The following is a 26452-nucleotide window of genomic DNA, read 5'->3' as shown; positions in this document are numbered from 1 at the left end:
ATAGAATAGTATGAAACGAATGAATATATGGATACTATCAGCGCTGTTGGCGCTGCCGGCATCAGCACAGAAGATAACAACCCAGCACGAGGTGGTGGACTGCGGACAGGTGTTGTTCCGCAAGCCCGTAACTGCTGAGTTCGTGATGAAGAACGAAGGACACAAGCCTTTGGTGATTAACAATATATTGAAGAGCTGCGGCTGTACATCTGTGGAATATCCAAAGAAGAGTATCGCAGCAGGCGAGACCTTCACAGTCAAAGCTGTTTACGACTCCAAGCAGATGGGTACCTTCATGAAGCAGATATGCCTCTACAGCAATGCCTCTGACGAACCTTTCATCGTCATGATGAGAGGCAAGGTGGTGGGCAGCGTGGTAGACTTCGCAGGTTCTTACGACCAGCTTCTGGGTGACATCAAGTCGGATGTCCAGGAAGTGGAGTTTGATGACGTAAACCGTGGCGACCGTCCGGTGCAGCGCATCCACATCTTCAATCCTACCGACCGTGTGATGGAACCGGTGGTGATGCATCTGCCTAATTATCTCCAGGCACAGGTATCTCCATCCAAGGTGGCTCCTCATCATTCTGCCGTCGTCGTATTGGGCTTGGATTCCAAGAAGCTGCGTGACCTGGGACTGAATCAGACTTCCATCTATCTGGGCGAGCGTCCTGGCGACAAGATTGCCCCAGAGAAGGAAATCGTGGTTTCTGCTGTCCTCCTTCCTGACTTTGACAAGTTGACAGCCGAGCAGAAGGCAAAGGCTCCGAAGTTGGAAATATCGGCAACGGAACTGAACCTCGGCAGCTTCAACGGCAAGAAGAAGCTGAAGGGACTTATCACCCTCACCAACAAGGGTAAGTCGGAACTCGACATCAGAAGCATGCAGATGTTTACCATGGGCTTGCAGGTAAGTTTGAAGAAGAGCAAGATTCAGCCGGGAGAAACCGTGAAGATGAAGGTGACGGCAGTGGCTGCCGAACTGAAGAATTCGCGTGTGAAGACCCCTCGTATCCTCATGATTACGAATGATCCTGACCAGGCAAAGGTGGTAGTGAAGATTAATGTACAATGAATAATGTACAATGAATAATTATACATTATAAATTATAAATTAAAAAAAGTGCAGATAGAAATAGATAACGGCAGTGGTTTCTGCTTTGGTGTGACCACTGCCATCAAGAAAGCTGAAGAAGAGTTGGAGAAAGGCAGTAAACTCTACTGCCTGGGAGATATCGTGCATAACGGTATGGAGGTGGAACGACTGCATGAAGCAGGACTCATCACCATCGACCACGAGCAGATGGAGGAACTGCATGGCGTGAAGGTATTGCTTCGTGCCCATGGAGAACCACCTGAGACCTATGCCCTTGCCGAGCGCAACAACATTGAAATCATTGATGCCACCTGCCCTGTGGTACTGCAGTTGCAGCGACGCATCAAGAAGCAGTATGTCAACAATCCGGAGGCGCAGATTGTCATCTTCGGAAAGAAGGGACATGCCGAAGTTCTGGGTTTGGTAGGACAGACCGAGAGTCACGCGCTCGTGGTAGAGAAGCTGGAGGATGTGGAACATCTGAGGGAGATAGGAAGGCTGGATTTCTCCAAGGACATCTATCTCTATTCTCAGACCACCAAGAGCCTGGAAGAGTTCCATCGCATCATCGAATACTGTCAGGCGCATATCGTGGAAGGTGCTACCTTCAAGAGCTTTGATACCATCTGCCGACAGGTGGCTAACCGCATGCCGAATATCGCCATCTTTGCCAGCAGGCATGATGTGGTGCTCTTCGTGAGCGGCAGAAAGAGTAGCAACGGTAAGGTACTCTTCAAGGAATGCAAGAGCGTGAATGACAACAGCTATCAGATAGAGAGTGCTGACGAAATAGACATGGCATGGTTCCAGGGCGTCAATACTGTGGGCATCTGTGGTGCCACAAGTACTCCCAAATGGCTGATGGAAGAATGTAAGGAAAAGATTATCAATGAATTCAAGGGGTAATCTCTTTGAATTCAGGGGTAATCTCTTGGAATTCTGGAATGTATAAAAACAAAACAAGTGGTAAATCTTCTCCCGAAGACTTACCACCTTCAAAAAACAGTAATTAACTCAAAATTTATAATCTATATCATTACTACCTTTAAATAGTGTTGCAAAGATAATAAATCATTGCTTTTTTTGCAAGGTAGTGTCAATGAATAATTCTATTTTCTCGTTAAATTATTCTTTTTTAACTAATTTTTGCAAACACCTATGCCTTGATGGCTTTCTGATACTGTTCCATGAGCCATGCCTTCTGCTGAGGGATGGTCAGCTGGCTGTTGTCGAGAACGATGGCATCTTCTGCCTGGCGCAGCGGAGAAGTCTCTCGATGGGTATCGATGTAGTCGCGCTCTTCTACGTTCTTCAGGATGTCCTCGAAATCAGCTGGCATTCCCTTCTCCTGCAGCTCATCATATCGGCGCTGTGCTCTCACCTGGGAGCTGGCGGTGACGAATATCTTGAGTTCTGCGTCAGGGAAAACGGTGGTGCCGATGTCGCGGCCGTCCATCACGATGCCCTTGTCTTCACCCATCTTCTTCTGCTGTGCCACCAAAGCCTCTCTGACGAATGGGATGGCGGCAATCGGACTCACGTGGCTGGAAACCTCCAATGAGCGAATCTCCTTCTCTACGAGTTCGCCATTGAGATAACAGTCCGGGCGACCGGTAGCTTCATTAAACTTGAACGAGATGTGGATTTCAGGCATCTTCTTCTCCAGCTCATCTACCTTGACATTGCCCTCTGCATCAAACAGCTTGTTTCTCAAGGCGTAGAGCGTAACAGAACGGTACATGGCGCCTGTATCTACATACACATATCCAATCTCCTTGGCAAGGTCCTTAGCCATGGTACTCTTGCCACATGATGAATAACCATCAATTGCTATTGTTATCTTCTTCATATTTCGAACTGATTTATAATTTATAATTTACAATTTATAATTCACGCTCAGCACCAGACTATTGCAGCTGACGTGATATTTGCCATAGGCCACATTCAGCTGGAAGCGCTCCAGGTTGATGCCTCCACCGAATGACCATCCGGCTCCATGACTGCTCTCCTCGTTCTCCTCGCCTGTAGAAATCGTCATCTCGTCAGCACGGCGGGCATTATATCCTGCTCCCAGCCACAGACTCTCGCCCAGGAGGAGTTCTGCTCCTACCACAAGATGGTTTTTCAGTCCGCTGTCCCAATGGTTCAGATTCACCAGGGTGGCAGAAATGCGGAACGGGGTGTTCTCAAACCGTTTGGTGGCTCCCACCTGCAGGTCTATCGGCATCTTCTCATATTCCTCATCATACGCCTTGAGCTGTCCACCCAGGTTCTTGGCAACGGCAGAGATAGAAAGGTCCTGCTCTGGGTCGTAATAGTTCAAACCCAGGTCTACGCCCATGGCGATGGAGTTGTAATCACCGATATAGGAGGTGATGAATCTGGCAGAGATACCACCTGCGAGATTCTGGGCAAGCATATAGGAGAAATGGCCCGCAAGCGCAATGTCCTTTGCCGAGAATTCGCCCATCTCGATGTTGTTCTCATCCGTCTGTTTCATCTTGCCATAGTCGATGTATTGAGCCGACACCGCCCATGATGCCTTTTCCTTCACGATGCGGTTGAAGGAAGCTGATGCCACGTTCACCCCCGACATGTAATTCATGTAGTTGAGGTTGATGGTCTTATCGCTCACCGACGACAGCAGCGCCGGATTATGGAATACGAGGGCTTCATCATCTTCTATCAAGGTGATGTTATCGCCTCCGAGGGCTGCGGCATGTGCACTGACCGGTAAGCGCAGAAAGTTATAACTCGTTTGGCTCTCCTGAGCGTTCATAAAAGCCGCAAAAAGCGTCAATACGAGGGAAAAAACTATTTTTTTCATTTAAATTCTATAAATCTTTGGCAAAGATACAGCTTTTTTCAAGAATATACAGTAAATTTGCATTGTTTTCGTAGAAAAGAACGGAATTGATAGTGAAATATTGCAGTTTCTGCTCCTAAAAATGGGGAAGTGGGGCTGCAGACTAGATAGAAATAGAAGAATGTTGGAAATTAAAAAATCGAAGAAAGTACAGTTGGACGACAAGCGGGTCACCTTTTTCCTGCTTGGGCTTCTTCTGGCTTTTACCTTCCTCTTCGTGGCACTTCAATATCAGAAGGGACCTCAGGGAGGAGATGACTGGGCTGAGAACTTTGAGGATCTGGCACAAGACCTGGATATGCAGACACCACCCGACCAGAAGGACATGGTGAGTGCTGAGGCGATGTCGAAGGCACCTGCATCAGAAGCCATCACGCAGGAGGTGAAACCTACCGAACAGCAGATGGTTAAATCGCCCGATAAACTCAGTACCACTACCAGCAAACTGGTTATCGGTGACGGTTCGGGAGCGGTGGAAGGTGCCGATGTGAAGGAAGCTGCACCTGAGACTGCGATTGATAATTCTGACAATACGCCAGAAGAACCCATCAAATTTACAGTGGTGCAGAAAATTCCGGAATTTCCGGGCGGATGGTCGGCATTCATGCAATGGCTCACCAAGAACCTGAAATATCCTTCTGCAGCGCAGAAAAACAAGGTGCAGGGAACCGTTGTCATCACCTTCATCGTGAACAAGGACGGCAGTATAGCAGATACGAGAGTGAGCACTTCGGTAGATCCGGTGCTCGATGCAGAGGCTCTCAGGGTGATGAAGATGATGCCGAAATGGAAACCGGGAATGGATAGAAACAAGGTATGCCGTACCATGATTGCCGTTCCGGTGGTATTCCAGTTATAGGATTATAAATTATTTTGTAAATTATTCATTATAAATTATAAATTGTTCATTATAAATTATACATTATTATGAAGACAGCTGATGAAATTTTAAACATGGTGAACGAGTTCTTGGAGAACTTGCCATACGACCGTAAACCATATTCGCTATATGAGCCGATAAAGTATGTGCTCTCTATGGGGGGCAAGCGCATCCGTCCAACCCTGATGCTCCTGGGTTACAACATCTTCAAGAACGACCCGGAGAAAATCCTGATGAATGCCATCGCCCTGGAGACTTATCACAACTATACCTTGCTCCATGATGACCTGATGGACCATGCCGACCTGCGCCGTGGTCACGAGACCGTTCACAAGAAGTGGAATGCCAATACAGCCATCCTCTCGGGCGACAGCATGCTGGTTCTTGCCTATGAGCGCATGGCACAGTGTGACGAAAAGCATCTTGCCAAGGTGTTGAAACTCTTCACCACCACCGCTCTCGAAATAGGAGAGGGACAGCAGTATGATATGGAGTTTGAGACACGCAACGATGTGAAGGAAGAGGAGTATATCGAGATGATCCGTCTCAAGACCAGCGTACTCCTGGCTTGTGCTCTGAAGATTGGTGCTGTTCTGGCTGATGCTTCTGAGGAAGATGCCGAGAACCTGTATAAGTTTGGTGAGCAGATTGGCCTGGCTTTCCAGTTGCAGGATGATTTCCTCGATGTCTATGGCGATACCAAGGTGTTCGGTAAGGAGATTGGTGGCGATATCACTTCCAACAAGAAGACCTTCATGCTCATCAATGCCTTCAACCATGCCAACGACGCTCAGCGTGCAGAACTCCAGAAGTGGGTGGATGCCAAGGAATTCGACCGCAAGGAAAAGGTAGCTGCCGTTACCCGTCTTTACAACGAGATTGGTATTGACAAGATGGCTCAGGACAAGATAGCTTATTACTTCGAGCAGAGCAGGAAGTATCTGGATGCAGTGAATGTGCCTGCTGAGCGCAAGGAGGAGTTGGCAAAGTATGCACAGAAAATGATGAAGCGCCAGTACTAATCATTTAGTTCAAAGTTCAATGTTCAAAGTAATAGATACGCATACGCATTTTGATGCGGAGGAATTTGATGAGGATAGGGCGGAGGCTTTCGCTCGTGCCAGTGAAGCGGGGGTAGGCAAGGTGTTCTTGCCTGCCATCGACTTGAAGACCACGCACGCAGTCCTGGCTTTGAGCCGGGAATATCCGGGCTACGCCTATCCCATGATTGGCTTGCACCCTGAGGAGGTGAAGGAAGACTGGAAGGAGCAGCTGGCAGAACTCCGGAAGATGCAATTTTCCGACTTTATCGCCATTGGCGAAATCGGATTGGATTACTATTGGAGCCGTGAGTTCGAACATGAGCAGCTGGAGGCTTTCGAAGAGCAGGTGAAGTGGTCGGTAGATACCCGCTTGCCATTGATGATTCATTGCCGCAAGGCGCAGAACGAGATGGTACATCTGCTCAGACAGTATCAGAAAGACCTTCCGGGCGGCGTGTTCCATTGCTTTACCGGCAATCAGAAGGAAGCCGAGGAACTCCTCTCGTTCGACAACTTCGTGCTGGGCATCGGTGGAGTCTCTACCTTCAAGAGCAGTCATCTGCGTGAAGACCTTCCAGCCGTGGTTCCGATGAACCGCATTGTTTTGGAAACCGACTCTCCATACATGGCTCCCGTTCCATATCGCGGAAAGCGCAATGAGAGCGCCTTCGTAGTAGAAGTTCTTAAAACCTTGGCGAAAGCCTACAACGTGAGCGAAGAAGAGTTTGCCAAGCAAACCAATGAAACCGTGGAAAGAGTATTCCACTTGAAATAAATAAACTTTAATAAATATAAATCCTAAACCAACTATTCATTATGACTAGAAAAATGTTGATGGCAGCCCTCCTGATGGCTGCATTTGCACAGGGCACTCAGGCACAAGACCTGAGCGGCCAGCGTTCTGAAAAGCAGGACGTAAACATGATTCCGGGTAAGAAACTGGATCATCACGGACTCATCGTGAGCCCTACACCACATCTCCTGAATGTGGATGCTGCTAACCGACTCGATCTGCAGAAAGGTGTCAAGGTGATAGACAAGAAAGGCAAGTTTGCCGATGACGTGAAGTTTCTTACCGCCAACGCCAAGGGCATTCGCCTGACTATCGATTTCGGTGAAAAACTCGCTGCCAAGGCTGGCGTAAAGCCTGTTTCGGGTGCTTACAGCCTGAAGGCTGATGCCAAGGGTATCCAGATTGTGGGTTTCGACGAGCGTGGTGCCTTCTACGGTTTGCAGACTCTGCGCCAGATTGTTAACAGCGAGATGGCAAAGGGACAGATGCCTTACACCACCTGCAACGACTACCCAGATCTTCCAAACCGTGGTGTGGTAGAAGGCTTCTATGGCGAACCTTGGTCTCATCAGGTGCGTCTTTCCCTCATCGACTATTACGGAAAGAATAAGATGAACACCTATCTCTACGGTCCGAAGGATGACCCATATCACAGTTGTCCAAACTGGCGTCTGCCTTATCCTGAGAAAGAGGCTAAGAACATCAGCGAACTCGTTCAGGCTTGTCGCCGCAACCGAGTAGACTTCGTGTGGGCTATCCATCCGGGACAGGACATCAAGTGGAACGAGGAAGACTATCAGAACCTGGTTCACAAGCTCGATCTGATGTACGACCTTGGTGTTCGTTCTTTCGCTATCTTCTTCGATGATATTTCCGGCGAGGGTGCCAACCCGGTAAAGCAGTCGGAACTCCTGAACCGCCTGGCAAAGGAATTTGTGAAGGCTAAGGGCGATGTAACTCCGCTCGTGATGTGTCCTACCGATTATACCCGTCTCTGGGCGAATCCAAAGCCAACCGGTTCTCTCGCCATCTTCGGAAATACCCTCGACCCTTCTATCAACGTATTCTGGACAGGGGATGTGGTATGTAGCGACTTGACCCGCGAGACGCTCGACTGGGTGAATTCCCGCATCAAGCGCCCAGCTTACTACTGGTGGAACTTCCCTGTAACCGATTATGCCCGCCATATCATCATGCAGGGTCCTACCTACGGATTGCAGACCGACCTGACCAACAAGGATCTCTGCGGTTTCGTGAGCAACCCGATGGAGCATGGTGAGGCATCCAAGCTGGCGCTCTATGGTGTAGCTGACTATAGCTGGAATATCGCCAACTATAATCCGCTCGATAACTGGGAGCGTGGTCTGGTTGATCTCACCCCGGAAGCACATGAGGCATATCGCACCTTCGCCATGCACTCTTGCGATACCGAGACCGGTTATCGCCGCATCGAATCATGGGAGACCAAGAGCTTCCGTATCGACAACTTCACAGATGCACAGTTCAACGCTTTGCAGAATGAGTTTGTCAAGGTGAAGAATGCTCCTGCCCAGATGGAGGCAAACTGCAAGAACGCCCTGCTGATGAAGGAACTTCGCCCATGGTTGACAGAGTTTGGCAAGTTGGGCGACCGTGGTTTGAAGACCATGAGTCTTATCAAGGAATACAAGGCTGGCAACGACCAGGCGTTCTGGGATGGCTATGTCAACAACCGCATGAGCAAGGAAGATGTGGCTGCTTACGAGAAGCATAAGTCAGGAACCATGGTATTGCAGCCATTCTACGAGCAGTCTATGGACGATATGGCATCTGGTTTCTTCAAGAAGTTGACCGGCAAGGTGCCTGCCTTCTATAAGGGTATCGGTACCTATGCTACCTTGAGAACTACCCAGAGCAAGGCGATGTTCGACAACGATTCTACTACCTATTATACATCGGGTAACGGCCAGAATACAGGCGACTGGATTGGTGCTGACCTGGGCTGCGTTCGTTCAGTTTCAGAGGTAAGAATCCTTCAGGGGCGCAACTCTGTAGATGATGTGGACTACTTCGACAACACCGTATTGGAGTATTCTGTAGACAGAAAGGAATGGAAGGCGCTGACAGGCGAGTTGAAGAAGCAGTATATCATCAACTGGAAGACCGATACCCCTGTTGAGGCTCGTTATATCCGTATCAAGAAGTTGAAGTCAGACAAGCGCAACTGGGCCGCTGTCCGCACTTTCGAGGTGAATCCAACCACTCCAGAGCGTTTGAGCTTCCCTGTAGAGGCAACCAACCTTCAGGCAGCGATGTATGGTTTCGATGAGAATCCTTGCACCTCATTCACCAACGAGGGCATCCTTACTATGGGTATTGAGAAGGATGTAAAGAGTTACACCCTGCTTCTGAAGTTGACTCCAGGCAGTTCTTTGGTTTGTCGTCAGTTGAATGCCAAGGGCAAGGTTCTTGCCACTACCACCATCGACAGTTCATTCTGCAAGGTAGAATTGGTGAAGAAGGCAGCCAAGCTTCAGATAGAAGGCTCAGCCGAAATCTTCGAGATTATTCCTGAGAAGTAAAGGACAGAACTTTCGCAAGTGGGGAAGTCCGCTAGGTGTCTCGCCAGATTGCAAATCTGCCGGGACGCCTAGCGGGTTTACGCTCTTATATTTTCGTTAAAGAAATATAAAAAGCAAGCGAATATGTGGCATTTCGGATAAAAATTGATACTTTTGCATTCCGAAATAAAGGAAAGGTGCTCGAGTGGCTGAAGAGGCACGCCTGGAAAGCGTGTAACCGGCAAAACCGGTTCGGGGGTTCGAATCCCCCTCTTTCCGCTTATATATATAATAAGGTATATATGATTATGAAGAAAAATACATCTATTGCGCGTTTCGCAATATTAGTTTTCACAGCAATGTGTTCTCTGCCTATGATGGCACAGGAGGAGAACATGGGATTTCATCAAGCTCTTAAAACGAAATTCATTGAGGGTAACGCTGGCTTTATGTCGCTCGTTGCCATCGCACTCATCGTGGGATTGGCTTTCTGTATCGAGCGAATCATCTATCTCAGTCTTTCTGAAATCAATGCCAAGAAGCTGATGCAGGACATTGACCAGAAGGTGACTGCGGGAGATGTGGAAGGGGCTAAGGACCTCTGTCGCAATACCCGTGGACCTGTGGCTTCTATCTGCTTTCAGGGATTGATGCATATTGATGAGAAGCTGGATGATATTGAGCGCTCCGTGAACGGTTATGGCACGGTGCAGGCGGCTAATCTCGAGAAGGGATGCTCCTGGATCAAGCTCTTCATTGCCATGGCTCCATCTCTCGGATTCCTGGGAACGGTGATTGGTATGGTGATGGCGTTCGATCAGATTCAGCAGGCGGGAGACATCAGCCCTACCATCGTGGCATCGGGTATGAAGGTAGCGCTGATTACTACTATCTTCGGCATCATCGTAGCCTTGATTCTCATGGTCTTCTATAACTACATCCTTTCGAAGGTGGAGCATCTTACTAGCCAGATGGAGGAATCGGCTGTAACTTTAATGGATATTATTGCCAGGAATAAATAAACGAATAGAGAAATGTTTAAAGTTCAAAGTAACAAGTCATCGGAGAATATCTCTCAGCGCATTTTCTATCTCTTGATAGGCTTGGCGGTGCTAGTATTCGGATTGTTCTTCCTGGTGGGCTATGATATGCCTTTCGTAGAGAACCCAGACTTCAATGCGCCTCTGTTTACGGATGTGCTCATCGTCCTGATGTGGCTATTCCTGATTGGAGGAGTGGGCTTGGCAGTCTATTCGATGATCAAGGGTTATCGCACAACGAAATCGGAGGCAGTGGTGAATGGAGTGCCCGTGCGCCGCATCTTCCGCATCACATGGCTTTCCCTGCTGGCAATCCTGGTTGTTACCTTCCTGTTGGGAGGTTCCGACCCGATGCTCATCAATGGTGAAAACTATGCCGACTGGATTTGGCTCAAACTCTCTGATATGTTTGTCGTCACATCGCTTCTGATGCTGATGGCAGGCATCGGTGCCGTCTGCTTTGGCGGAACCCGATATATCAGAAAGAAGAAGTAATTGACTGATAATTGATAAAGATTTTAGGTTCTATAAGATAAAAGCAAAATGCTGATAAGAAGGAAAAGTCATGAAATCCCGGGGTTGAATACCACTTCCACAGCCGACATTTCGTTTATGCTGCTGATATTCTTCCTTGTCACCACATCGATGGATGTGGATAAGGGATTATTGCGCCAACTTCCTTCACCGGAACCTCAGAAAAAGGAACGGCAGGAGTCGGTGGTTGACAAGAATAACCTGATGGCCATTCATCTGACTGCGGGCGATACCTTGCTGGTAAACGACAAGCCGATGAAGGTTGCTCAGCTCAAGGAAGAAACCGTCCGTTTTGTGCATCGCCTGGGGAAGAAGCATCTCATCTCTATCGAGAGCGACCGTGATGCAGATTACAATCTCTATTTTCAGATGCAAAACCAGCTGATGGAGGCTTATGACCAGCTGCGTAATGAAGCAGCTCAGAAGAAATATCATAGAAACTATGCTTTGCTGACCAATGAGCAGAAGGAAGAGATACGTAAAATCAGTCCTCAGCGTATCACGGAGTCGTATGCCAACGCTATGACTCAACAGGATAAGAGCATCGACGCCCATGCTGAGGAGCAGGAGGAGAAAGGAGGTAAACCATGATTCGTTTCTGCAAGAAATCGCACGATGTGCCTGAACTGAATACCTCATCTCTGCCAGACCTGATATTCTCCGTACTCTTCTTCTTCATGATTGTTACCCACATGCGTCAGGTGACCCTGAAGGTGGAATGCAGAGTGCCACAGGGCAAGAATCTGACCCGATTGACCAAGAAGTCTGCAGTAAGCCATATCTATATCGGCAAACCAACCAAGGATTTGCAGGGTAAATATGGCAAGGAAACGCAGATTCAGCTGAATGACAAGCTGGCTACTGCCCCGGAGGTGATGGACTATATGGCAGCAGAGAAGAAGCGCATGTCGGCAGAAGACCAGCGGTTGATGACAGTTTCCATCAAGGCAGATAAGGATACCAAGATGGGAGTCATCACAGATGTGAAGCAGGCTTTGAGACAGGCAAAAGCCATCAAAATCAGCTATTCTGCTGTTGAAAAAGGTCAATAATGCGGCCTGAAAGGAAAAATAATATTAATTTATTATTTTTTTATTCAGAAAAGTTGCTGTTATTAAAATTTTGTACTATCTTTGCAAGTAAATTAATAGAAGATATGGCAAAACAAATATTAGATTCATTAGACAGGCAGATTTTGAAGTTGATTTCTCAAGATGCCCGTATTCCATTTTTGGAAGTAGCACGCGCTTGCAATGTGAGCGGTGCAGCTATTCATCAGCGTGTAGCTAAACTATCAAACCTAGGCATTATCAAGGGTTCGCAGTTTATTATAGATCCGGAAAAGATTGGTTATGAAACCTGTGCTTACATGGGATTGTACCTGAAAGAACCTGAAAAGTTCGACCAAGTGGTAGAAGAACTCAAGAAGATTCCTGAGGTGGTAGAATGTCATTATACGACAGGTGGCTTTGATATGTTTATCAAGATTTATGCCATCAACAACCACCATCTCCTGGAAATCATTCATGATAAGTTGCAGCCTCTGGGCTTGTCTCGCAGTGAGACTATCATCTCATTCAATGCGGCTATCAACCGTCAGCTTTCTATGGCAGATATCCAGAGATTTGATGATGTTGTGGAGGAAGAGGCAACAGAAGAAGAATAATTTTTATTGCTTTCTATAGAGTGTGAGGAATGTGAACGATAAGTCGTTTTCATTCCTCATTTCCTTTTCTGCTACTTCCCATTCATCCGGGTTGATTTCCGGAAAAAAGGTGTCGGCAGCTTCCGGTTCATCATCCACTATCGTGAGATAGAGTCTGTCGGCAAACGGAAGGGCTTGGGAATAAATGCTCTCACCGCCGATGATAAAGCATTCTTTATCTATGACGGTATTATTTCTTTCTGCTTTCTCTTTTCCTGTTTCATTTGTGACAGCAGCCAGCGCTTCCTCCAAAGATGCGTAAACCTCGCAGTTCGGCAGTTCTTTCCTGCTCCTGGAAACTACGATGTTACGGCGGTGGGGGAGTGCACCGTTAGGAAGTGATTCATAGGTCTTTCTGCCCATGATGATGACATGTCCGGTAGTTAACTCGCGAAAGCGGGTCATGTCGGATTGAATATGATAGAGCAACCGGTTCTGATAGCCGATTGCTCTATTTGCTTTGGATATGCAGGCGATGATGCTGAGCATTTTTTTAATGTATAATGTATAATGTTTAATGTATAATTATTAATTGTTAATTATAAATTATTAATTATTAACTGTTTCTCCGGCACATGGCTGCTCTTGATCTTCCATTCTTGTGGATAGAGGTTGTTGGCACGGTTTCCGATGTTCTTTTCCCATCCCAGAGGCATTTGGCGGTACGTAACCAGCACATAGCCCTTAGGGGTTTCTGCAGGGAGATTGACAGCCTCCTTGCGCAGGTAGCGGATGGCATCTTCGTACGACAGTTCTACTTGCGGAAAAACCTCTTTGTTGAGCATCACGGAGAGGGCGAGACTCTGGTCGGGAATGATGTCTTTCCCCTTGCTCGTTCCCAGTTTGATGCCGGCATGTATTACCTTCAGATTCCTGGCTGCCTCCTCATAGATGGCTTTCCATCGGCTTGGGATGGCATAGAAGTTGTCCTCTACGGCTATCGTTTCATAGTCGGATGACTTCAGCCAGTCTGTAGGAACCAGCTGACTCTTTCCCTTGTTTCCTCTGTTTTTTCCTTTCTCCTTGTTCTTGTCTTTCTTCTTCTTTTTGTCTTCTTTCTCCATTTCCGCTTCACCCTCTTTTCTGAGTGCTGCGAGGAAGATGCCTTCTCCACGGGTCTTGCCAGGGAGGAAACGATAGACTGGGATTTCTGTACCGATGAGATTGCCGGTGATGTTCCAGCTCTCATCAATGCCGGTTAAGGCAATTGGTTCTGCACCCAGTTCCTCACAAATCCAGGCGATGTTCTCCTCGTCTTCGTGGGCATTGAAGGTACAGGTGGAGTAGATGAGGATACCGCCCGGTTTCAGACAGTTCCAGATATCGCTCACGATTTCACGTTGCAGATGCCAGCAGTTGTCCACATTCTGCAGACTCCATTCTTCGATGGCACCATCGTCCTTGCGGAACATACCTTCGCCCGAACACGGCACATCGGTGAGGATGACGTCAAACAGAAGCTTCGACTTCTTGTAATCACGTGGATAATTGTTGGTGACAATCATGTCGGGATGACCGAACTTCTGGATGTTCTCGGCAAGAATCTGCGAGCGGGTGCGCATCGGTTCGTTGCTGAAGAGCAGACTTCCTTCAGGCAATGCAGCCCTGAGAGCAGTTGACTTTCCGCCTGGAGCAGCACAGAGATCGAGCATCATCACGGGTTCGTGAACGAGCTGGCGGACCACCAGGTCCACAAACATGGATGAAGCTTCCTGCACATAATACTTTCCGGCATGGAGCCAAGGGTCAAAGGTGAAGTTGGGACGTGAGGATAAATACCGTCCGGTAGAAGGACACCATGGAATCGGTTCGCCCGGCGCATCTTCTCCCTCCTTGCACTTGAAAGGATTGAGACGGATGCTGGTAGGAGCTTCTCCCTCGGTGATGCCCTGCTTCAGCTGCAGGAACAATTCTTCGCCCATCAACTCTTGTGTATATTTGATGAAATCTTCTGGTAATGTCTTCATTTTATGCGTATATTCTTTAATTTGTTTGCAAAAATAAGAAATTTTTCGTTTCTTTGCAACTAAATTGGCAACGGATGCGTCTAAGAGATAGAAAATTTAATAAATAACAAGGTAACACAATAAAAATATTGATAGATATGAAGAAAGCGTTATTGACATTGTCGCTCATCATGAGCATCGGAGCTACACAGCTATCTTTGGCATCTTCTGCTCCCAAACACCGTTATCAACCTTCCACACAGCAGGTGGACAAGAAGACTGCTGCATCGGCTGATAAAACGGATGAAGGATTGGAGGCGTATTCTGATACGGCCAGTACGGATACGGCTGATTATAATGTTTACGATGAAAGCAATGATAATGCCCGTGATTATCATTCCAAATACAGTCTGGGCAACTATGATGACCCGTTCGATTTCATCGGTTCGGTGTTTGGTGGCGGTGCGCTGTCTGTCATCATCATCTTTTGTGTAATCTTCGGCTTGTTGTTCGTCTTCGCTCCGTTGATTATCATATTTCTCATCGTCCGTTATCTGATGCGCAGACACAACGACCGGATGAAGCTGGCGGAGATGGCAATGGAGAAGGGCATCAATGTTCCGGAAAGCGACCGGCCGATAGACAAGCAGAGCGATGAGTATCTCGTGAAGCGGGGATTGAGAAATGCCTTCCTCGGAGCAGGCTTGTGCGCCATGTTCGCTTGGTGGGGAGCTGATTTCCTGGCAGGTATCGGAGCCCTGGTCTTCTTCTATGGATTGGGACAGACCCTGATAGGCTCGCTTCCTGCCATCAAGGACTGGTGGAAAAACCGTCATGACAATCAGGGCACAGGATATAATGGTACTCCGGTGTAAGAATCAAACAACAATTATTAGTTAATATATATAGTGGAAAAGTTATCCGATATTTCTCTCGTCACGAAGGTGGTGATGCTTCACGACCGCAAGTCGTTCGACCTGCTGGTCAAGAAGTATCAATCACCCATTCGTGGGTTCTTCCTACGGCAGACGCTGGGGGATGCGCAGCTGAGTGACGACTTGGCGCAGGATACCTTTGTGAAGGCTTATACCCATCTGGCAAGCTTCAAGGGTACAGCCAACTTCCCCACTTGGCTTTATCGCATCGCCTATAATGTATGGTATGATTATACCCGCAGTCATAAGGAGACGCAAGACATCGATACGCCGGCAGTTTCCCGACAGAATGCGCCGGGAGGAAACAGCGGATTGAAGATGGATTTGATGAAAGCCTTACAGATATTGAGCGATAACGAACGGACATGCATCACGCTGCAGCTGATGGATGGACTCTCTATAGATAAGATTGCAGACGTGACGGGAATGGCACAAGGTACCATCAAGTCGCATCTCTCTCGTGGAAAACAGAAACTTGCAAGTTACTTAAAGCATAATGGTTATGACCGATAAGATAAATGATAAGATAAAAAGCCAGGATATCGAGCCGCTGAACGCCTCAGACGAGCAGTTCTTGCAGGCTTTCTTTGCAGATAATATGATGGCAGGGATTCCTGATGACGGATTCTCTGACAGGGTGATGCAGGCTTTGCCGGATCTTGAGCAGGAGAAGGCATTGGCTAAGCGTCGTAGACTGGAGCATTTGTGGACGGCCGCCTGTGTGGCTGTCGGCGTGATTGCTGCTGTGGTTTGTCAGGGCTGGGAACAGATTCAGGGCTGGCTCTTCTCTATGAAGATAGATTTCCTGCTGTCCGGCTCCCGTGCTCTTACGCATGTGGCAGAGTCCATCGGTCATTCGCAGAATCTCTTGACTCTGCTGGCAGGCTTCGTTGTCCTCATCATCGTTTGGGGATATAACGAGCTGGCGGATGCCAGGGAATAGGAATATAAAAACTGAAGTTTCGGAGCTCGAATACACGATATACTTGGACATGCCGTTGCTTTAACAAATAGCAAACATTAATTTACCATTAAAATTAAAGCAATATGGCAAAAGTAAAAGTAAAATTCAGAGCATCCTCAGTGTCGGGAAAGGTAGGCACATTGTGTTATCATCTCATCCACCAGCGCAGTCTGCGACAGCAGCTGCCACCAAGCCAGAGCGTTTTTGCTTTCTTCCGCCAGCAGATAGCCAAGAAGGAGCAGATGCAGTGCATTGGTACAAAGAACAACTATACCAATGCAGCCAACCGATTCATGGAATTCCGAAATCAGGAAGACCTGACCTTCTCTCAGATGACCAGCGAGATGATGGAAATGTACCAGACATGGCTGTTCAACAGAGGGGTTGGGCAAAACACCGTATCCTTCTATCTGCGAACCCTCCGCACTCTCTACCACAAGGCGGTGGAAGCAGGGCAAGCTCCACCCAACGACATCTTCGCTCACGTGCAGACAGGCAGCGTTAGAACCGCCAAACGAGCCATTACTGTAAAGGACATTCGCAAAATCGAGAAATTGGACTTGCCGAGAGGTTCATCCCTTGACAAGGCACGCGACCTCTTCCTGCTCAGCTTCTATCTGCGAGGGATGGCATTCGTGGATATGGCATTCCTGAAGAAGACCGACCTGAGATGTGGCATGGTGAGCTACAACCGTCGCAAGACCCACCAGAATATCAACATCGAGTGGATAAAACCGATGCAAGCCATCATCGACAAGTACACCGAACAAACGAAGGATTCACCGTATATGCTACCCATTTTGACAGGCAGGGAATCCTCTCCATACGCCGCATACCGCAAGAAGGAGCATAACACGAACTACAACCTGAAGAGAATCGGTGAGATGGTAGGTTTGAAAATACCATTGACCACATACGTGGCACGCCACACCTGGGCAAGCGTAGCCTTGCACATGAACATACCGGTAGCCACCATCAGCGAGGGCATGGGGCACAACTCCTATAAGACCACCCAAATCTATCTGGAGTCAATAGACGTAGCAACCATCAATGAGGCCAACAAGAAAATCATCCAACAGGTGATTACAGCCCGTTTTTAGAGCAAAAAAGATAATAATAGGAAAAGAGTTATCAGAGCAGGTCATTGTTTTAGACCTGTTCTGATAACTCTTTTTCTTTATATATAAAAAGTGTAAACCCTTGTAAAGAAACTGTCACGAATTCGCCACCAAACCACTTTGAAAAATGTTCAACCAACTTCGCCCATTCTTATTATGAATGATAGAACTATTTGCAAAGATACGAAATTCTGCTGAATTTTCTGTCAAATTTTATCACTTTTTGTTTAAATCTTCCAAATTATGCTATAAATGCTTTGCAAATCTGCATTAGTAGCTTCCTCAAAATGGCTGATTTGGGGTTTGGTTCTGCATGTTTTGCTCATTCATAATAAGAATGTGCAATAAATGTAAATAAACATGTGCAAGATTATATGAACTAATACTCATGGGAGATTAAGATTATGCACAACAATAACAACTTGACTAAGCTTCTACAACTATCATGTATGGTTGCAGCTAAGAACATAAAGTAGAACGAGAATATGACGCAGGATTGCTTGGATTCACCTTCTACAGCCGACGTAAGCAAGCGCTTACCAAAGGGCATCCACGTTATCGGGGCTGAAAGACTTTCGGATCCGAGTGTAGAAGGAATACCCCGACGTAAACGGATAAAAAAGAAGGAAGACCCTTCCACCGACCCCACTTCGTGGAGTTATCTTTTTATTTTTCACATGGCAGCTAAAGGGATGGAGAAATGGCTGGAAGAGTTTAATGCTGACGAGAACAATACCAAACAACCTTATTTCATTCATAAAACCCTTCGTTATTCCTACAAGGATGAGGAAAAGCAACAAGGAGTGAAAAAGATTTGGGAGCAATCTGTCAGTGGACTAATCTTCTTGCAAGGTACAGTGATTGACCTACAAAGATTTCTTGCAGATCATTTTCCCCAATTTCACTTAGTCAACGATCGCAGTTTAAGACGACCTGCCTCCATCAAGGACTCCATCATGCAACCTTTTATGAATGTGATGAAGACCCATCCGGAGCAGGTAACATTCCTTCGAGATGCTTTTGAGAATTTTGCCAAAGACCACGTGAAGTTGCGTGTCCTTTCAGGTCCATTCAAAGGCTACGAAGGTTACATTGTCCGCATAGACCGTGACCGCCAGCTAGTCTTCGATTTCGGTGGAATAGCCGTAGCCATCCGTGGTGTCCATAATGAAGATTTTGAGGTAGTAGAAGAGTAGTACAGTAATGAGGAACAAAATAAAATTAAACACCATTGTATTCCGCACAACTCAAAGATCTGCGTCATCAGCGAGATCCGCGTGACCTTAATCCCCCAGACCGTACAGGTCTAAGATATCTGTGAATTGAAAATCGGCGGCTGAAGGGAAAGCCAAATCTGTGGGACATTAGAGCACAAAGCAAAAACTCCCCTAAAAATTTGGTAGTTTCACCGAAAACCCTTATATTTGCACCATCATTTTAATAAAAAGAAGATAGGATATGGAACAGATATTAGTTACAATAGATGATACGCAGCCATCTGCTAGTATTCGCAATGCCATTAAGATGTTGCGTGGAGTTGTTTCTGCGTCTATAATTAAAGAATCACCTTTGACTATAGAAGAGAAGCAGAAGGCTTATGTCAAGGAAAGCTTGTCACGGGCCTTGCAAGAGGTAAAACTTGCTAAATTGCAAGGTAAAAAGCTTCAGGATGTTGATGATTTCATTCGGGAAATGAAGGAAGCATAGCCGTATGGAAGTGAACATAAACACTGGTAGTTATGATAATGGAGAAATATCCAATGTCAATGATGACTATATCAAGTTTCTGGTAGAAAACTTGTAAAAAACTTCTATTTCATCAATGGAGACAATACTCCCGTAACAGCTCGGCGGTCCCATCCCGCACAATATGGCGCAGGGCTTTGATGCCCCGCCAACCTTATAGCGTAGCGGTTCCGAGCACCGGAGGGCGGTTACATCCCTAATCCCTATGGTAGGGATTTAGGGCTTGGGTATAGGGTAAGGACTCCCTCTTCGCAAGAGGGGGACAGGGGAGTCGAAAAAATACAATAATTAATAAGGAACTTACGTTATGAACATAGAAGGAAAAAGGCAGATAAGGAAGCAGAATCATTTTGTGTATTGTGATGTTTAGCCCTAAGCCAAGTAATTGGTCTGAATTGTAAAAACTCCCCCGAAAATTTGGTAGTTTCACAGAAAACCCTTATATTTGCAGACAAAAAAGGAGATACAATTATGAACACAATAGCAATTGACAGCAATATATATAAAGGTGCAGAAAGTTATGCTAAATTACATAATATTAGTGTGACAGCTGCAATAGAAAAGGCGATTTCTTTGTTTTTGCAAAAGGTACAACCTAAGCAAAAACTATTAGAAACTGCTGAGTTTAATGATGCTTTGTCTTATGTTAAAACATTAAAGGCAAAAGGTGGCAAGCCGATACCGGCAGATGAAAATAGCTTAGATGCGTTGGTTGATAAAAAATATGCATTATGAGAGTTTTTATAGATACGAATATCTTAATAGATTTCGTTGTAAATCGGGAGGGCTTTTCTGAAGATGCAGATAAACTCTTTGCCCTTGGAATAACAGGAGACATAAAGTTGATGACATCAGCTTTGTCTTATGTTACAACCATGTATATAGCACACAAGTATGAGTATCAAGATGTAAAAGAAACTCTTCTGGCGGTGTCGAATTTTGTAGATGTTTTGGACTTGCAAGGCAATACGGTAATTGAAATGCTCTCTTCTGATTGGAAGGATTATGAAGATGCAACTCAAAATGCCACAGCTTTGCGAGCTAAGGGAGATTGTATTGTAACTCGTAACAAGAAGGATTTTACGAATTCTTCTTTACCCGTTTATACTCCTGCTGAGTTGTTGAATATTTTAAACCAATAAAGGTGGCGTAGCTACTGCTGTCACAATGCTGAATATTCCTCATTCGAACGACGACCAGTGCAGAGCGATACTGCAATGAGGAACAAAATATAACTTTTTTCAAAAACTGATAGGTGTAACTATTTGTAATATAGTGGTGACGCTGTATTGGTGATATACCGGATATGGAACGTAAGCAAGAATTTCTTCAGGGGATTCTTTGACATGATTGTAGCTGGAAGAAGGGATTATGCCTTGATGACAGAGGTACTTTTAGTTAAACCTGTTTAAAAATCAGAAAAGTCCAATTTTTTAAAATACTCTGTATCTCCAGTAAACACTGGGGATGGAGTTGTATTGCTATAGGGGTTGGATGCTTACCTTTAACAGTAAGAAAAAACTCCTTTTAGCTAGCAATGCCAGCCAAAAGGAGTTATAAGAGTTAATCAAGATGGTGTCGAGCAGCCCAGCTGCCAGCATCCAGGCACGGACACTCCTTTGGAGTAGTCCCGGGCAGATCCCGATGGCCCACGATCTTCGCTTTCGGAAAGAGAATCTTCAGATTTCTGAAAAGATCAATGAGGCTCGTTTCCTGCTCAGCCGTCATGGTGTTGCAAGGCTTGCCTTGCTCATCGAGCCCTCCCTCATAGCAGATGCCGATAGAGCATCTATTATAAGGTCGGGTATGAGCACCCACCTCCAGCAGCTTACGGTGCTGCGTTATCGTTCCATCCTTTCGGATGTAGAAGTGATAGCCGATATCATAAAACCCACGAGCCTTATGGTCACGTCGCAGTTGTTCAACACTATAGTCCTGATTGCATCGGGTAGCCGAGCAATGCAGCACCAGAAATCTCACAGAGTCGGCAGACGTCATGTATTTGCCGTTTTCAACTCCGGCGAGGAGTGTACGCTCTGAGCGTACCTTCTCCTCACCGATGATCATTGGAAATGTATCTTTTATCATAAGAGTCATTCTTAATTATAAATTATACATTATAAACTATTAATTGCACTCGCGCACGAGCTTACTCCCAATGCCGTAAGTGCAGCAATCAGAGCTTGCACGACGGCATTCACAATCTGTACCCAAGAAATTTTCTTGGAACCATTAGAATCATTCATCATCATGGATCAATTTAAAGGGTTAAACAATACGGCTTAGAGTCCAAGATCGCCGCTATCACCGTTCTCAGAACCGGTACCTCCCGTATTCTCACTGCCACCACCTTGTGTGGTATCCCCAGTAGTAGGCTTCTTCTCCTCATCGGTAGTACCGTCAGTAGTCTTGTCCTTCTTCTCTTCACCGTACTTGACGAGTTCTATGGAAACAGGAAGCAGGTTGTAGAGACGAGAACCGTTCTGCAACTTGGTGAAAGAAGGACGGAAGGCAGGAACAAGAGTCTTGACGAGTTTGGCGTTCGCCTTGCTCTCATCTTCTACGGCTTTGCCGGTAATGAAGCGAATGAAGAGCTTGCCGAATCCAAGCAACTCGATGTCGTAACCCTTCTTCAGGTTCTCCTTCACGTAGTAGGCATAGCGGTCAAGCACTGCCTTTACGTCTGCAGGAGTAGCAGTTGACTCCACAGCAATTTGGTTAGCAACCTCCTCGGTAGTCAAGGTGCCGTAACTGTAAGGGCGAACGCTATAGACGGTCTGCCCCTTCTTGTCACCCATGTTAATGGTCTTCTTTGCAACTTTGTAGCTTTTACTCATAATTTAAAACATTAAAGAAATTAATAATAAAGTTCAGTCATCGTCAGTTCAAAGAGATTAGCAATCCCGTTTGTTCTGATTGACGCTGCAAAGATACAGCATTGGCGAGGCGAAAACAAATGCCTTCACTGACGTTCACCATCTGTTTACTACTCATTCACTATACGTTCACTTTTATTAAAAATCAATGCAATGGAAGATAATAATAAGGCAAATATCGTCTTTAATATCTCTGGCGGTAACAACCAGATTCTGCCCAATGCTATCAAGGCTGAGCAAAACTTTTATGGCGACAAGTACATAGAGGAGATGATGAAGGCGAAGACCAAAAGTCAAGAGCCTGTTCTCTCACACGAAACAACCCGTCTCTCCTTATATATTAATAATGTGGAAGCATTAGCAGAATATGTAGCCAAGCTCTCTGCATGCACCAATGCCAAGGAATTGGCTCAGGTGGTGATGGATATGGTGAATGATACAGATGTAAAGGTTGACCAAGATATTATGGTGAAGCAGGAGTTCATCGAAGTCTTAAAGCCCTTGGCTCCTCAGGTTACTACAGGCATCAGTAATATCCGCAAGTATATCAATGAAGCTTGGTATAAGTGGAAATGATCACCAATGAAGTAGCGTGAGGAAAAATACTGACAAAAGGCACTTTTACGCACTCCATAATTTCAGAATTTTCAATGAATCCAAATTCAATTTGTAGAATTGAAAATATGCTAAGGTTTGTTAAGTTGCTGGTAGTCAACAGTATACGAAAATGAAAAATATGCTAGGGCTTTTGAAAATCTATAGTTGTACGACTATGACCCCTATAGTTGTACGACTATAACTCCAGAGTTGTACAACTATAGCATGTATAGTCGTACAACTGTAGCTTTACAGTCGTACAACTATAGAATTTTCAACTCGCGAAACTTGCGGATTGTGGTCAATTGCTGCTGAAAATTGGCTTTTATTGATTCTAGATGGTTAGTTTAGTATGGAGGATAAATATTTGTACATGATACGACAGGCACAGGAGTTCATGAATGAGAACCACTTTGCCGACATCTCCCGTGTGCATTGTCTGCTACGCAAGATGATGCCCAAGGAGTATCATGACCTCATTGATCAAATCAAGGAGTGCCAGGATCCTCATGTCATCTTCAATATTCATGGAGGAAACAATCTCATTGCGCCCACTGCCAGCCAGGCAGAGCAGAAAGTGGAGGAGAAACCGGCAGATGAGATAAAAAAAAAGATAAGGAATAATCTAAGACGAAGGCCTATGGACTTACAAGTACAACGATTTTCAGATATCGATCTCAATGATTCCTTTTTCGATTCATTGAGAGCCAGTTATCCTGAGTTTAATGAATGGTATAACAAGAAGGCTGCAGCAGGAGCCACAGCTTATTGCTATTATGTAGATAACGAGTTGAAAGACTTTCTTTATTTGAAGATAGAGGAAGAGGAACTTTCCGACCTTACCCCAGCGCTTCCTGCCAAGAAACGCCTGAAGGTGGGTACCTTCAAGGTGGACAATGAAGACCGACATACCACACGCGGTGAGCGATTCATGAAGAAAATCATGGATAAGGCAATTGCTGAAGATGTTGATGAAATCTATGTCACCATGTTCCCGACAGAGGAATTGCGGAAGCTGGTAACGATGTTCGAAAAATTCGGTTTCTCTCATATAGCAGACAAGAACCACAAAGATGGTAGTAGCGAGTATGTATTGGTTAGGGACATGAGAACACAAGTCAACGACCTGATGCTTGACTATCCGTTTGTCCGGAAGGCAGGTTCCGGAAAGTATGTACTCTCTATCAATCCGGAATATCATACAAAACTGTTCCCAGACTCCATATTGAAAACAGAACAGAAGTATGACCTCATACAGGATGTATCGGAGACCAACAGTATCTATAAGATATATATATGCTGGATGCGAGGAGTCAAGGATTTGAAGGAAGGAGATAAACTTGTCATCTACCGCACTTCAGACTATCAAGGACCAGCCTCCTATCGTAGCGTATGTACATCAGTCTGTACCGTCTGCGAGGTAAAGACTATCAAGGACTTTGCCAACGAGGATGCTTTCGTTAATTATACCAATCGCTATTCTGTTTTCAACGAAAGAGAATTGAGAGGCTGGTATCGCACAAAGAACCACTTCACTGTTGTTAAGATGGTGTACAACATAGCCTTCACCAAAAAGGTAATCAATAAAGTAATGAAAGAACAAGTCGGTCTGAACCCTAACTATTGGGGATTCTTTAAACTTACCGATGCTCAATTTGATAAACTATTGGAATTAGGAGAAATAGATGAACGTTATATTATCGATTAAGCCTGAGTTTGTAGAGAAGATTTTTTCGGGCGAGAAGCAATATGAATACCGCAAGATTCTCTTCAAGCAAAAGGTAGATACCGTATATATTTACGCCAGTCGTCCCATTAGTAAGATAGTCGGTGAATTCAAGATAGACGAAATCCTTTGTGATACCCCTGAGAACATCTGGAAAGAAACCAGACGTCAGTCTGGCGTTACCAGGAAGTTCTTTGATAAGTACTATAAGGGAAGGGAGAAGGCAGTAGCATTGAAGATAAAGGATTGTAAGGAATATAAGGAAGCAATTAATCCCGAGTCTTTGATACCAAATTTCAAGGTCCCTCAGTCGTTCATCTATGCAGAAGATAAGATTACTCATCAAACCAAATAGGTCAAATATCTGCGTCATCAGCGCAGTCTGCGTGAGATTTAACACCTCAGACTGAGCAGGTCAAAAGTGGGTAAGGACCCTCCCGTTGGAAAAAAGTTATTTAGTGAAGATTTTCTCTTAAATCCTTGGTGATTACAAAATTAAATCGTACTTTTGTCGCTATATTAGCAATAAAAATGTATGATTATGGCAAACGACAATAACAAAATACAGGCAACTACTGATGAATCTCAGATAGTACTCTATCAACCAGACGAAAGCATTAGGTTGGAGGTGAAACTGGATCAAGATACGGTTTGGCTCAATCGACAACAAATGGCGCAGTTATTTGGTCGTGATATCAAGACTATAGGTAAGCATATCAACAATGCTCTTCATGAAGAGCTAGCTTCTGACCCAACAGGCGCAAATTTTGCGACAATTGAAAATCGTAAAAATCCAACTGTCGCAAAATTTGCGATAGTTCAAAATGAAGGTGGACGTTTGGTTACTAGACAAGTTGAGTTTTATAGCCTTGACGTTGTTCTATCTGTTGGTTATCGCGTCAAGTCTAATAGAGGCATTCAATTCCGACGTTGGGCGAATGTTGTTTTACGTGACTATCTTCTCCAAGGTTATTCCGTGAATCGTCACTTGATAGCCCTACAGGAGAATATGGACAAGCGTATGACCCATATTGAGGATGTCCAGGCTAAGCAGCAACAGCAGCTTGATTTCTTTATTCGGACTTCGACCCCTCCTGCAGAGATGGTCTTCTTCGAAGGTGATTTCTATACTGCAAGAGTTGCTTTGGAGAACCTTGTTCGTTCTGCCAATCATCGAGTAATCATCATAGATGGCTATGTTTCATCGCTAACTCTAAGTGTACTTGATGTCCGTAAGTCAAATGTAACAGCTACAATTTACACGGTTGGAGTAGGTCAAGGAATGCAACGCTTGATGGAGGAGCATGACCGCCTATTCCCCAACAATCATATAGATATTAGAAAATGGCGTAACGAGTCTCATGACCGCTGGCTTATCATAGATGACAGCCTCTATCATTGTGGTCATTCATTAAATGCCAATGGCGGTCATAAGATTTCCGCCATAACCCTGATGGGTACCTCTCCTGAGGTAATCCTATCAAAAGTAGAATAAAAACAATATTCCTCATTCGAGCGACGACCAGTGCAGAGCGATACTGCAATGAGGAACAAAATATAAAATCATGAAATCTTATTTCTCAACAAAGCCAGGAGCAACCTTCTCTTTAGGTAGCTCCCGCACCCTTGTCTATCATAAAGACGATGTCGAGATCATTTACAAGACCAAGACACCATCCGGCAAGACCTACTACGCCCATGTCTATTTGATGTTGGGCGGAGAAAACTCCGTTACTCCTCTCGCTCCAACTTACCTTCCTTTCCATCCGTTGGTAGAGTTAGGTCTAGACAAGTTCATAGATGCCGTCAATAAATTATATGTAGAACTCAATTCCCACTGTCCTCTGAAACTCTGGAAAGACCGTCTGGTAGCAGTCTGGGGACAGGAAACATTATAATGTTATGATAGCAATTGGAAAACCAGGAATGGAATATGCTGATGCCATCAGAGTTAACCAAAACTTTATCCACCAGTCTCAACTTCTATTTGGATATGGCAAACAAAGGCATCAAAGCCCCATCTGCCAAGCAACTCCGGATGATGTCT

Annotated in this window: 31 protein-coding genes and 1 tRNA gene; 25 read left to right on the top strand and 7 right to left on the bottom strand. The window is 45.5% G+C overall.

Annotation, left to right across the window (positions count from 1 at the left end):
- The first annotated feature begins 10 nt into the window (after window positions 1-10).
- Window positions 11-1075: a DUF1573 domain-containing protein gene (locus tag ACQRBJ_RS00160; protein ID WP_295347132.1), complete on the top strand. Its 1065-nt coding sequence runs from the start codon at window positions 11-13 to the stop codon at window positions 1073-1075.
- A 48-nt stretch (window positions 1076-1123) separates the two neighbouring features.
- On the top strand, window positions 1124-2002 hold the full coding sequence (locus ACQRBJ_RS00155; RefSeq protein ID WP_294971139.1) for a 4-hydroxy-3-methylbut-2-enyl diphosphate reductase: 879 nt from the start codon (window positions 1124-1126) through the stop codon (window positions 2000-2002).
- A gap of 250 nt (window positions 2003-2252) precedes the next feature.
- Here ACQRBJ_RS00155 and cmk read toward each other — a convergent pair whose 3' ends face one another.
- Both cmk and porQ read right to left on the bottom strand, forming a co-directional pair.
- The gene (gene cmk / locus ACQRBJ_RS00150) at window positions 2253-2945 is read right to left on the bottom strand and encodes a (d)CMP kinase (RefSeq protein ID WP_217761610.1); all 693 of its coding nucleotides are present in this window, start codon (window positions 2943-2945) and stop codon (window positions 2253-2255) included.
- 27 nt (window positions 2946-2972) lie between these two features.
- Window positions 2973-3923: a type IX secretion system protein PorQ gene (gene porQ / locus ACQRBJ_RS00145; protein ID WP_445302583.1), complete on the bottom strand. Its 951-nt coding sequence runs from the start codon at window positions 3921-3923 to the stop codon at window positions 2973-2975.
- A 160-nt stretch (window positions 3924-4083) separates the two neighbouring features.
- Between porQ and ACQRBJ_RS00140 the strand changes: the two genes are divergently transcribed.
- The 10 genes from ACQRBJ_RS00140 to ACQRBJ_RS00095 all read left to right on the top strand — a co-directional run bounded on the left by ACQRBJ_RS00140 (window position 4084) and on the right by ACQRBJ_RS00095 (window position 12458).
- On the top strand, window positions 4084-4821 hold the full coding sequence (locus ACQRBJ_RS00140) for an energy transducer TonB (protein WP_294971134.1): 738 nt from the start codon (window positions 4084-4086) through the stop codon (window positions 4819-4821).
- Between the two features lie 68 nt (window positions 4822-4889).
- Window positions 4890-5864 carry a polyprenyl synthetase family protein gene (locus tag ACQRBJ_RS00135; protein ID WP_445302582.1) on the top strand — a complete coding sequence of 325 codons (975 nt, stop codon included), beginning with the start codon at window positions 4890-4892 and terminating at the stop codon, window positions 5862-5864.
- 19 nt (window positions 5865-5883) lie between these two features.
- A complete protein-coding gene (locus tag ACQRBJ_RS00130) occupies window positions 5884-6660 on the top strand; it encodes a TatD family hydrolase (protein WP_297158871.1) in 777 nt (258 codons plus the stop codon).
- 41 nt (window positions 6661-6701) lie between these two features.
- Window positions 6702-9239, top strand: coding sequence for a beta-N-acetylglucosaminidase domain-containing protein (locus ACQRBJ_RS00125; RefSeq protein WP_445302581.1), 2538 nt, complete (start codon window positions 6702-6704; stop codon window positions 9237-9239).
- A gap of 170 nt (window positions 9240-9409) precedes the next feature.
- Window positions 9410-9497, top strand: a tRNA-Ser gene (locus tag ACQRBJ_RS00120).
- An 80-nt stretch (window positions 9498-9577) separates the two neighbouring features.
- Entirely contained in the window at window positions 9578-10240 is a 663-nt protein-coding gene (locus ACQRBJ_RS00115) for a MotA/TolQ/ExbB proton channel family protein (protein WP_294971149.1), read from the top strand.
- A gap of 12 nt (window positions 10241-10252) precedes the next feature.
- Window positions 10253-10753: a hypothetical protein gene (locus tag ACQRBJ_RS00110; RefSeq protein ID WP_294971124.1), complete on the top strand. Its 501-nt coding sequence runs from the start codon at window positions 10253-10255 to the stop codon at window positions 10751-10753.
- Window positions 10754-10801: 48 nt separating this feature from the next.
- The gene (locus ACQRBJ_RS00105; protein ID WP_441931705.1) at window positions 10802-11383 is read left to right on the top strand and encodes an ExbD/TolR family protein; all 582 of its coding nucleotides are present in this window, start codon (window positions 10802-10804) and stop codon (window positions 11381-11383) included.
- Window positions 11380-11844, top strand: a complete 465-nt coding sequence (locus ACQRBJ_RS00100) for an ExbD/TolR family protein (RefSeq protein WP_153124286.1) — start codon at window positions 11380-11382, stop codon at window positions 11842-11844. The genes ACQRBJ_RS00105 and ACQRBJ_RS00100 overlap by 4 nt, the downstream gene beginning before the upstream one ends.
- A 104-nt stretch (window positions 11845-11948) precedes the next feature.
- A complete protein-coding gene (locus ACQRBJ_RS00095) occupies window positions 11949-12458 on the top strand; it encodes an Lrp/AsnC family transcriptional regulator (protein WP_153124283.1) in 510 nt (169 codons plus the stop codon).
- Between the two features lie 3 nt (window positions 12459-12461).
- On the opposite strand, the gene ACQRBJ_RS00090 is transcribed toward ACQRBJ_RS00095, so the two are convergent.
- Both ACQRBJ_RS00090 and ACQRBJ_RS00085 read right to left on the bottom strand, forming a co-directional pair.
- A complete protein-coding gene (locus ACQRBJ_RS00090; RefSeq protein WP_295347117.1) occupies window positions 12462-12986 on the bottom strand; it encodes a dihydrofolate reductase in 525 nt (174 codons plus the stop codon).
- 50 nt (window positions 12987-13036) lie between these two features.
- Complete coding sequence (locus tag ACQRBJ_RS00085; RefSeq protein WP_445302580.1) at window positions 13037-14464, bottom strand: methyltransferase RsmF C-terminal domain-like protein; 1428 nt, start codon at window positions 14462-14464, stop codon at window positions 13037-13039.
- Between the two features lie 137 nt (window positions 14465-14601).
- Here ACQRBJ_RS00085 and ACQRBJ_RS00080 point away from each other — a divergent pair, with 137 nt between their 5' ends.
- The 8 genes from ACQRBJ_RS00080 (at window position 14602) to ACQRBJ_RS00045 (ending at window position 20348) form a co-directional block, all read left to right on the top strand.
- The gene (locus tag ACQRBJ_RS00080) at window positions 14602-15318 is read left to right on the top strand and encodes a DUF6249 domain-containing protein (protein ID WP_445302579.1); all 717 of its coding nucleotides are present in this window, start codon (window positions 14602-14604) and stop codon (window positions 15316-15318) included.
- Between the two features lie 33 nt (window positions 15319-15351).
- Window positions 15352-15891 carry an RNA polymerase sigma factor gene (locus ACQRBJ_RS00075; protein ID WP_294972380.1) on the top strand — a complete coding sequence of 180 codons (540 nt, stop codon included), beginning with the start codon at window positions 15352-15354 and terminating at the stop codon, window positions 15889-15891.
- Window positions 15881-16321 (top strand): DUF5056 domain-containing protein, encoded by a 441-nt coding sequence (locus tag ACQRBJ_RS00070; protein ID WP_445302578.1) that lies wholly within the window; start codon window positions 15881-15883, stop codon window positions 16319-16321. Before ACQRBJ_RS00075 ends, ACQRBJ_RS00070 begins: the two co-directional genes overlap by 11 nt.
- A gap of 104 nt (window positions 16322-16425) precedes the next feature.
- Window positions 16426-17442 (top strand): tyrosine-type recombinase/integrase, encoded by a 1017-nt coding sequence (locus ACQRBJ_RS00065; RefSeq protein WP_445302577.1) that lies wholly within the window; start codon window positions 16426-16428, stop codon window positions 17440-17442.
- Window positions 17443-17945: 503 nt separating this feature from the next.
- Window positions 17946-18656: a hypothetical protein gene (locus ACQRBJ_RS00060; RefSeq protein ID WP_445302576.1), complete on the top strand. Its 711-nt coding sequence runs from the start codon at window positions 17946-17948 to the stop codon at window positions 18654-18656.
- A gap of 262 nt (window positions 18657-18918) precedes the next feature.
- Window positions 18919-19167, top strand: coding sequence for a hypothetical protein (locus tag ACQRBJ_RS00055; RefSeq protein WP_295409677.1), 249 nt, complete (start codon window positions 18919-18921; stop codon window positions 19165-19167).
- A gap of 510 nt (window positions 19168-19677) precedes the next feature.
- A complete protein-coding gene (locus ACQRBJ_RS00050; RefSeq protein ID WP_119229824.1) occupies window positions 19678-19941 on the top strand; it encodes a hypothetical protein in 264 nt (87 codons plus the stop codon).
- A complete protein-coding gene (locus ACQRBJ_RS00045; RefSeq protein WP_445302575.1) occupies window positions 19938-20348 on the top strand; it encodes a type II toxin-antitoxin system VapC family toxin in 411 nt (136 codons plus the stop codon). The genes ACQRBJ_RS00050 and ACQRBJ_RS00045 overlap by 4 nt, the downstream gene beginning before the upstream one ends.
- 421 nt (window positions 20349-20769) lie before the next feature.
- On the opposite strand, the gene ACQRBJ_RS00040 is transcribed toward ACQRBJ_RS00045, so the two are convergent.
- The 3 genes from ACQRBJ_RS00040 to ACQRBJ_RS00030 are packed head-to-tail and all read right to left on the bottom strand — an operon-like array spanning window position 20770 to window position 22043.
- Window positions 20770-21294, bottom strand: a complete 525-nt coding sequence (locus tag ACQRBJ_RS00040; protein WP_445302574.1) for an N-acetylmuramoyl-L-alanine amidase — start codon at window positions 21292-21294, stop codon at window positions 20770-20772.
- 29 nt (window positions 21295-21323) lie between these two features.
- Complete coding sequence (locus tag ACQRBJ_RS00035; RefSeq protein ID WP_217762215.1) at window positions 21324-21452, bottom strand: smalltalk protein; 129 nt, start codon at window positions 21450-21452, stop codon at window positions 21324-21326.
- Between the two features lie 36 nt (window positions 21453-21488).
- On the bottom strand, window positions 21489-22043 hold the full coding sequence (locus tag ACQRBJ_RS00030; RefSeq protein ID WP_445302573.1) for an HU family DNA-binding protein: 555 nt from the start codon (window positions 22041-22043) through the stop codon (window positions 21489-21491).
- A 192-nt stretch (window positions 22044-22235) separates the two neighbouring features.
- Here ACQRBJ_RS00030 and ACQRBJ_RS00025 point away from each other — a divergent pair, with 192 nt between their 5' ends.
- The 5 genes from ACQRBJ_RS00025 (at window position 22236) to ACQRBJ_RS00005 (ending at window position 26303) form a co-directional block, all read left to right on the top strand.
- Window positions 22236-22658 (top strand): hypothetical protein, encoded by a 423-nt coding sequence (locus ACQRBJ_RS00025; RefSeq protein ID WP_445302572.1) that lies wholly within the window; start codon window positions 22236-22238, stop codon window positions 22656-22658.
- Between the two features lie 373 nt (window positions 22659-23031).
- Window positions 23032-24387 carry an N-acetyltransferase gene (locus tag ACQRBJ_RS00020; RefSeq protein ID WP_445302571.1) on the top strand — a complete coding sequence of 452 codons (1356 nt, stop codon included), beginning with the start codon at window positions 23032-23034 and terminating at the stop codon, window positions 24385-24387.
- A complete protein-coding gene (locus tag ACQRBJ_RS00015) occupies window positions 24365-24760 on the top strand; it encodes an ASCH domain-containing protein (RefSeq protein WP_445302570.1) in 396 nt (131 codons plus the stop codon). The genes ACQRBJ_RS00020 and ACQRBJ_RS00015 overlap by 23 nt, the downstream gene beginning before the upstream one ends.
- Window positions 24761-24946: 186 nt before the next feature.
- The gene (locus ACQRBJ_RS00010; RefSeq protein ID WP_445302569.1) at window positions 24947-25900 is read left to right on the top strand and encodes a virulence RhuM family protein; all 954 of its coding nucleotides are present in this window, start codon (window positions 24947-24949) and stop codon (window positions 25898-25900) included.
- 70 nt (window positions 25901-25970) lie between these two features.
- The gene (locus ACQRBJ_RS00005) at window positions 25971-26303 is read left to right on the top strand and encodes a hypothetical protein (protein ID WP_445302568.1); all 333 of its coding nucleotides are present in this window, start codon (window positions 25971-25973) and stop codon (window positions 26301-26303) included.
- Window positions 26304-26452 lie beyond the last annotated feature (149 nt).

This window comes from Prevotella sp. SGI.167 (genome assembly GCF_050313615.1).
Classification (GTDB): domain Bacteria; phylum Bacteroidota; class Bacteroidia; order Bacteroidales; family Bacteroidaceae; genus Prevotella.
Note: the sequence above shows the minus strand (reverse complement) of the source record. Positions and strands in the feature narration are given on the sequence as shown.

Coding starts and splice junctions, on each gene's coding strand:
- ACQRBJ_RS00160 (WP_295347132.1), top strand. CDS start 11: ATGAAACGAATGAATATATGGATACTATCAGCGCTGTTGGCGCTGCCG.
- cmk (WP_217761610.1), bottom strand. CDS start 2,945: ATGAAGAAGATAACAATAGCAATTGATGGTTATTCATCATGTGGCAAG.
- porQ (WP_445302583.1), bottom strand. CDS start 3,923: ATGAAAAAAATAGTTTTTTCCCTCGTATTGACGCTTTTTGCGGCTTTT.
- ACQRBJ_RS00140 (WP_294971134.1), top strand. CDS start 4,084: ATGTTGGAAATTAAAAAATCGAAGAAAGTACAGTTGGACGACAAGCGG.
- ACQRBJ_RS00135 (WP_445302582.1), top strand. CDS start 4,890: ATGAAGACAGCTGATGAAATTTTAAACATGGTGAACGAGTTCTTGGAG.
- ACQRBJ_RS00130 (WP_297158871.1), top strand. CDS start 5,884: ATGTTCAAAGTAATAGATACGCATACGCATTTTGATGCGGAGGAATTT.
- ACQRBJ_RS00125 (WP_445302581.1), top strand. CDS start 6,702: ATGACTAGAAAAATGTTGATGGCAGCCCTCCTGATGGCTGCATTTGCA.
- ACQRBJ_RS00115 (WP_294971149.1), top strand. CDS start 9,578: ATGTGTTCTCTGCCTATGATGGCACAGGAGGAGAACATGGGATTTCAT.
- ACQRBJ_RS00110 (WP_294971124.1), top strand. CDS start 10,253: ATGTTTAAAGTTCAAAGTAACAAGTCATCGGAGAATATCTCTCAGCGC.
- ACQRBJ_RS00105 (WP_441931705.1), top strand. CDS start 10,802: ATGCTGATAAGAAGGAAAAGTCATGAAATCCCGGGGTTGAATACCACT.
- ACQRBJ_RS00100 (WP_153124286.1), top strand. CDS start 11,380: ATGATTCGTTTCTGCAAGAAATCGCACGATGTGCCTGAACTGAATACC.
- ACQRBJ_RS00095 (WP_153124283.1), top strand. CDS start 11,949: ATGGCAAAACAAATATTAGATTCATTAGACAGGCAGATTTTGAAGTTG.
- ACQRBJ_RS00090 (WP_295347117.1), bottom strand. CDS start 12,986: ATGCTCAGCATCATCGCCTGCATATCCAAAGCAAATAGAGCAATCGGC.
- ACQRBJ_RS00085 (WP_445302580.1), bottom strand. CDS start 14,464: ATGAAGACATTACCAGAAGATTTCATCAAATATACACAAGAGTTGATG.
- ACQRBJ_RS00080 (WP_445302579.1), top strand. CDS start 14,602: ATGAAGAAAGCGTTATTGACATTGTCGCTCATCATGAGCATCGGAGCT.
- ACQRBJ_RS00070 (WP_445302578.1), top strand. CDS start 15,881: ATGACCGATAAGATAAATGATAAGATAAAAAGCCAGGATATCGAGCCG.
- ACQRBJ_RS00065 (WP_445302577.1), top strand. CDS start 16,426: ATGGCAAAAGTAAAAGTAAAATTCAGAGCATCCTCAGTGTCGGGAAAG.
- ACQRBJ_RS00060 (WP_445302576.1), top strand. CDS start 17,946: ATGACGCAGGATTGCTTGGATTCACCTTCTACAGCCGACGTAAGCAAG.
- ACQRBJ_RS00055 (WP_295409677.1), top strand. CDS start 18,919: ATGGAACAGATATTAGTTACAATAGATGATACGCAGCCATCTGCTAGT.
- ACQRBJ_RS00050 (WP_119229824.1), top strand. CDS start 19,678: ATGAACACAATAGCAATTGACAGCAATATATATAAAGGTGCAGAAAGT.
- ACQRBJ_RS00045 (WP_445302575.1), top strand. CDS start 19,938: ATGAGAGTTTTTATAGATACGAATATCTTAATAGATTTCGTTGTAAAT.
- ACQRBJ_RS00040 (WP_445302574.1), bottom strand. CDS start 21,294: ATGATAAAAGATACATTTCCAATGATCATCGGTGAGGAGAAGGTACGC.
- ACQRBJ_RS00035 (WP_217762215.1), bottom strand. CDS start 21,452: ATGAATGATTCTAATGGTTCCAAGAAAATTTCTTGGGTACAGATTGTG.
- ACQRBJ_RS00030 (WP_445302573.1), bottom strand. CDS start 22,043: ATGAGTAAAAGCTACAAAGTTGCAAAGAAGACCATTAACATGGGTGAC.
- ACQRBJ_RS00025 (WP_445302572.1), top strand. CDS start 22,236: ATGGAAGATAATAATAAGGCAAATATCGTCTTTAATATCTCTGGCGGT.
- ACQRBJ_RS00020 (WP_445302571.1), top strand. CDS start 23,032: ATGGAGGATAAATATTTGTACATGATACGACAGGCACAGGAGTTCATG.
- ACQRBJ_RS00015 (WP_445302570.1), top strand. CDS start 24,365: ATGAACGTTATATTATCGATTAAGCCTGAGTTTGTAGAGAAGATTTTT.
- ACQRBJ_RS00010 (WP_445302569.1), top strand. CDS start 24,947: ATGGCAAACGACAATAACAAAATACAGGCAACTACTGATGAATCTCAG.
- ACQRBJ_RS00005 (WP_445302568.1), top strand. CDS start 25,971: ATGAAATCTTATTTCTCAACAAAGCCAGGAGCAACCTTCTCTTTAGGT.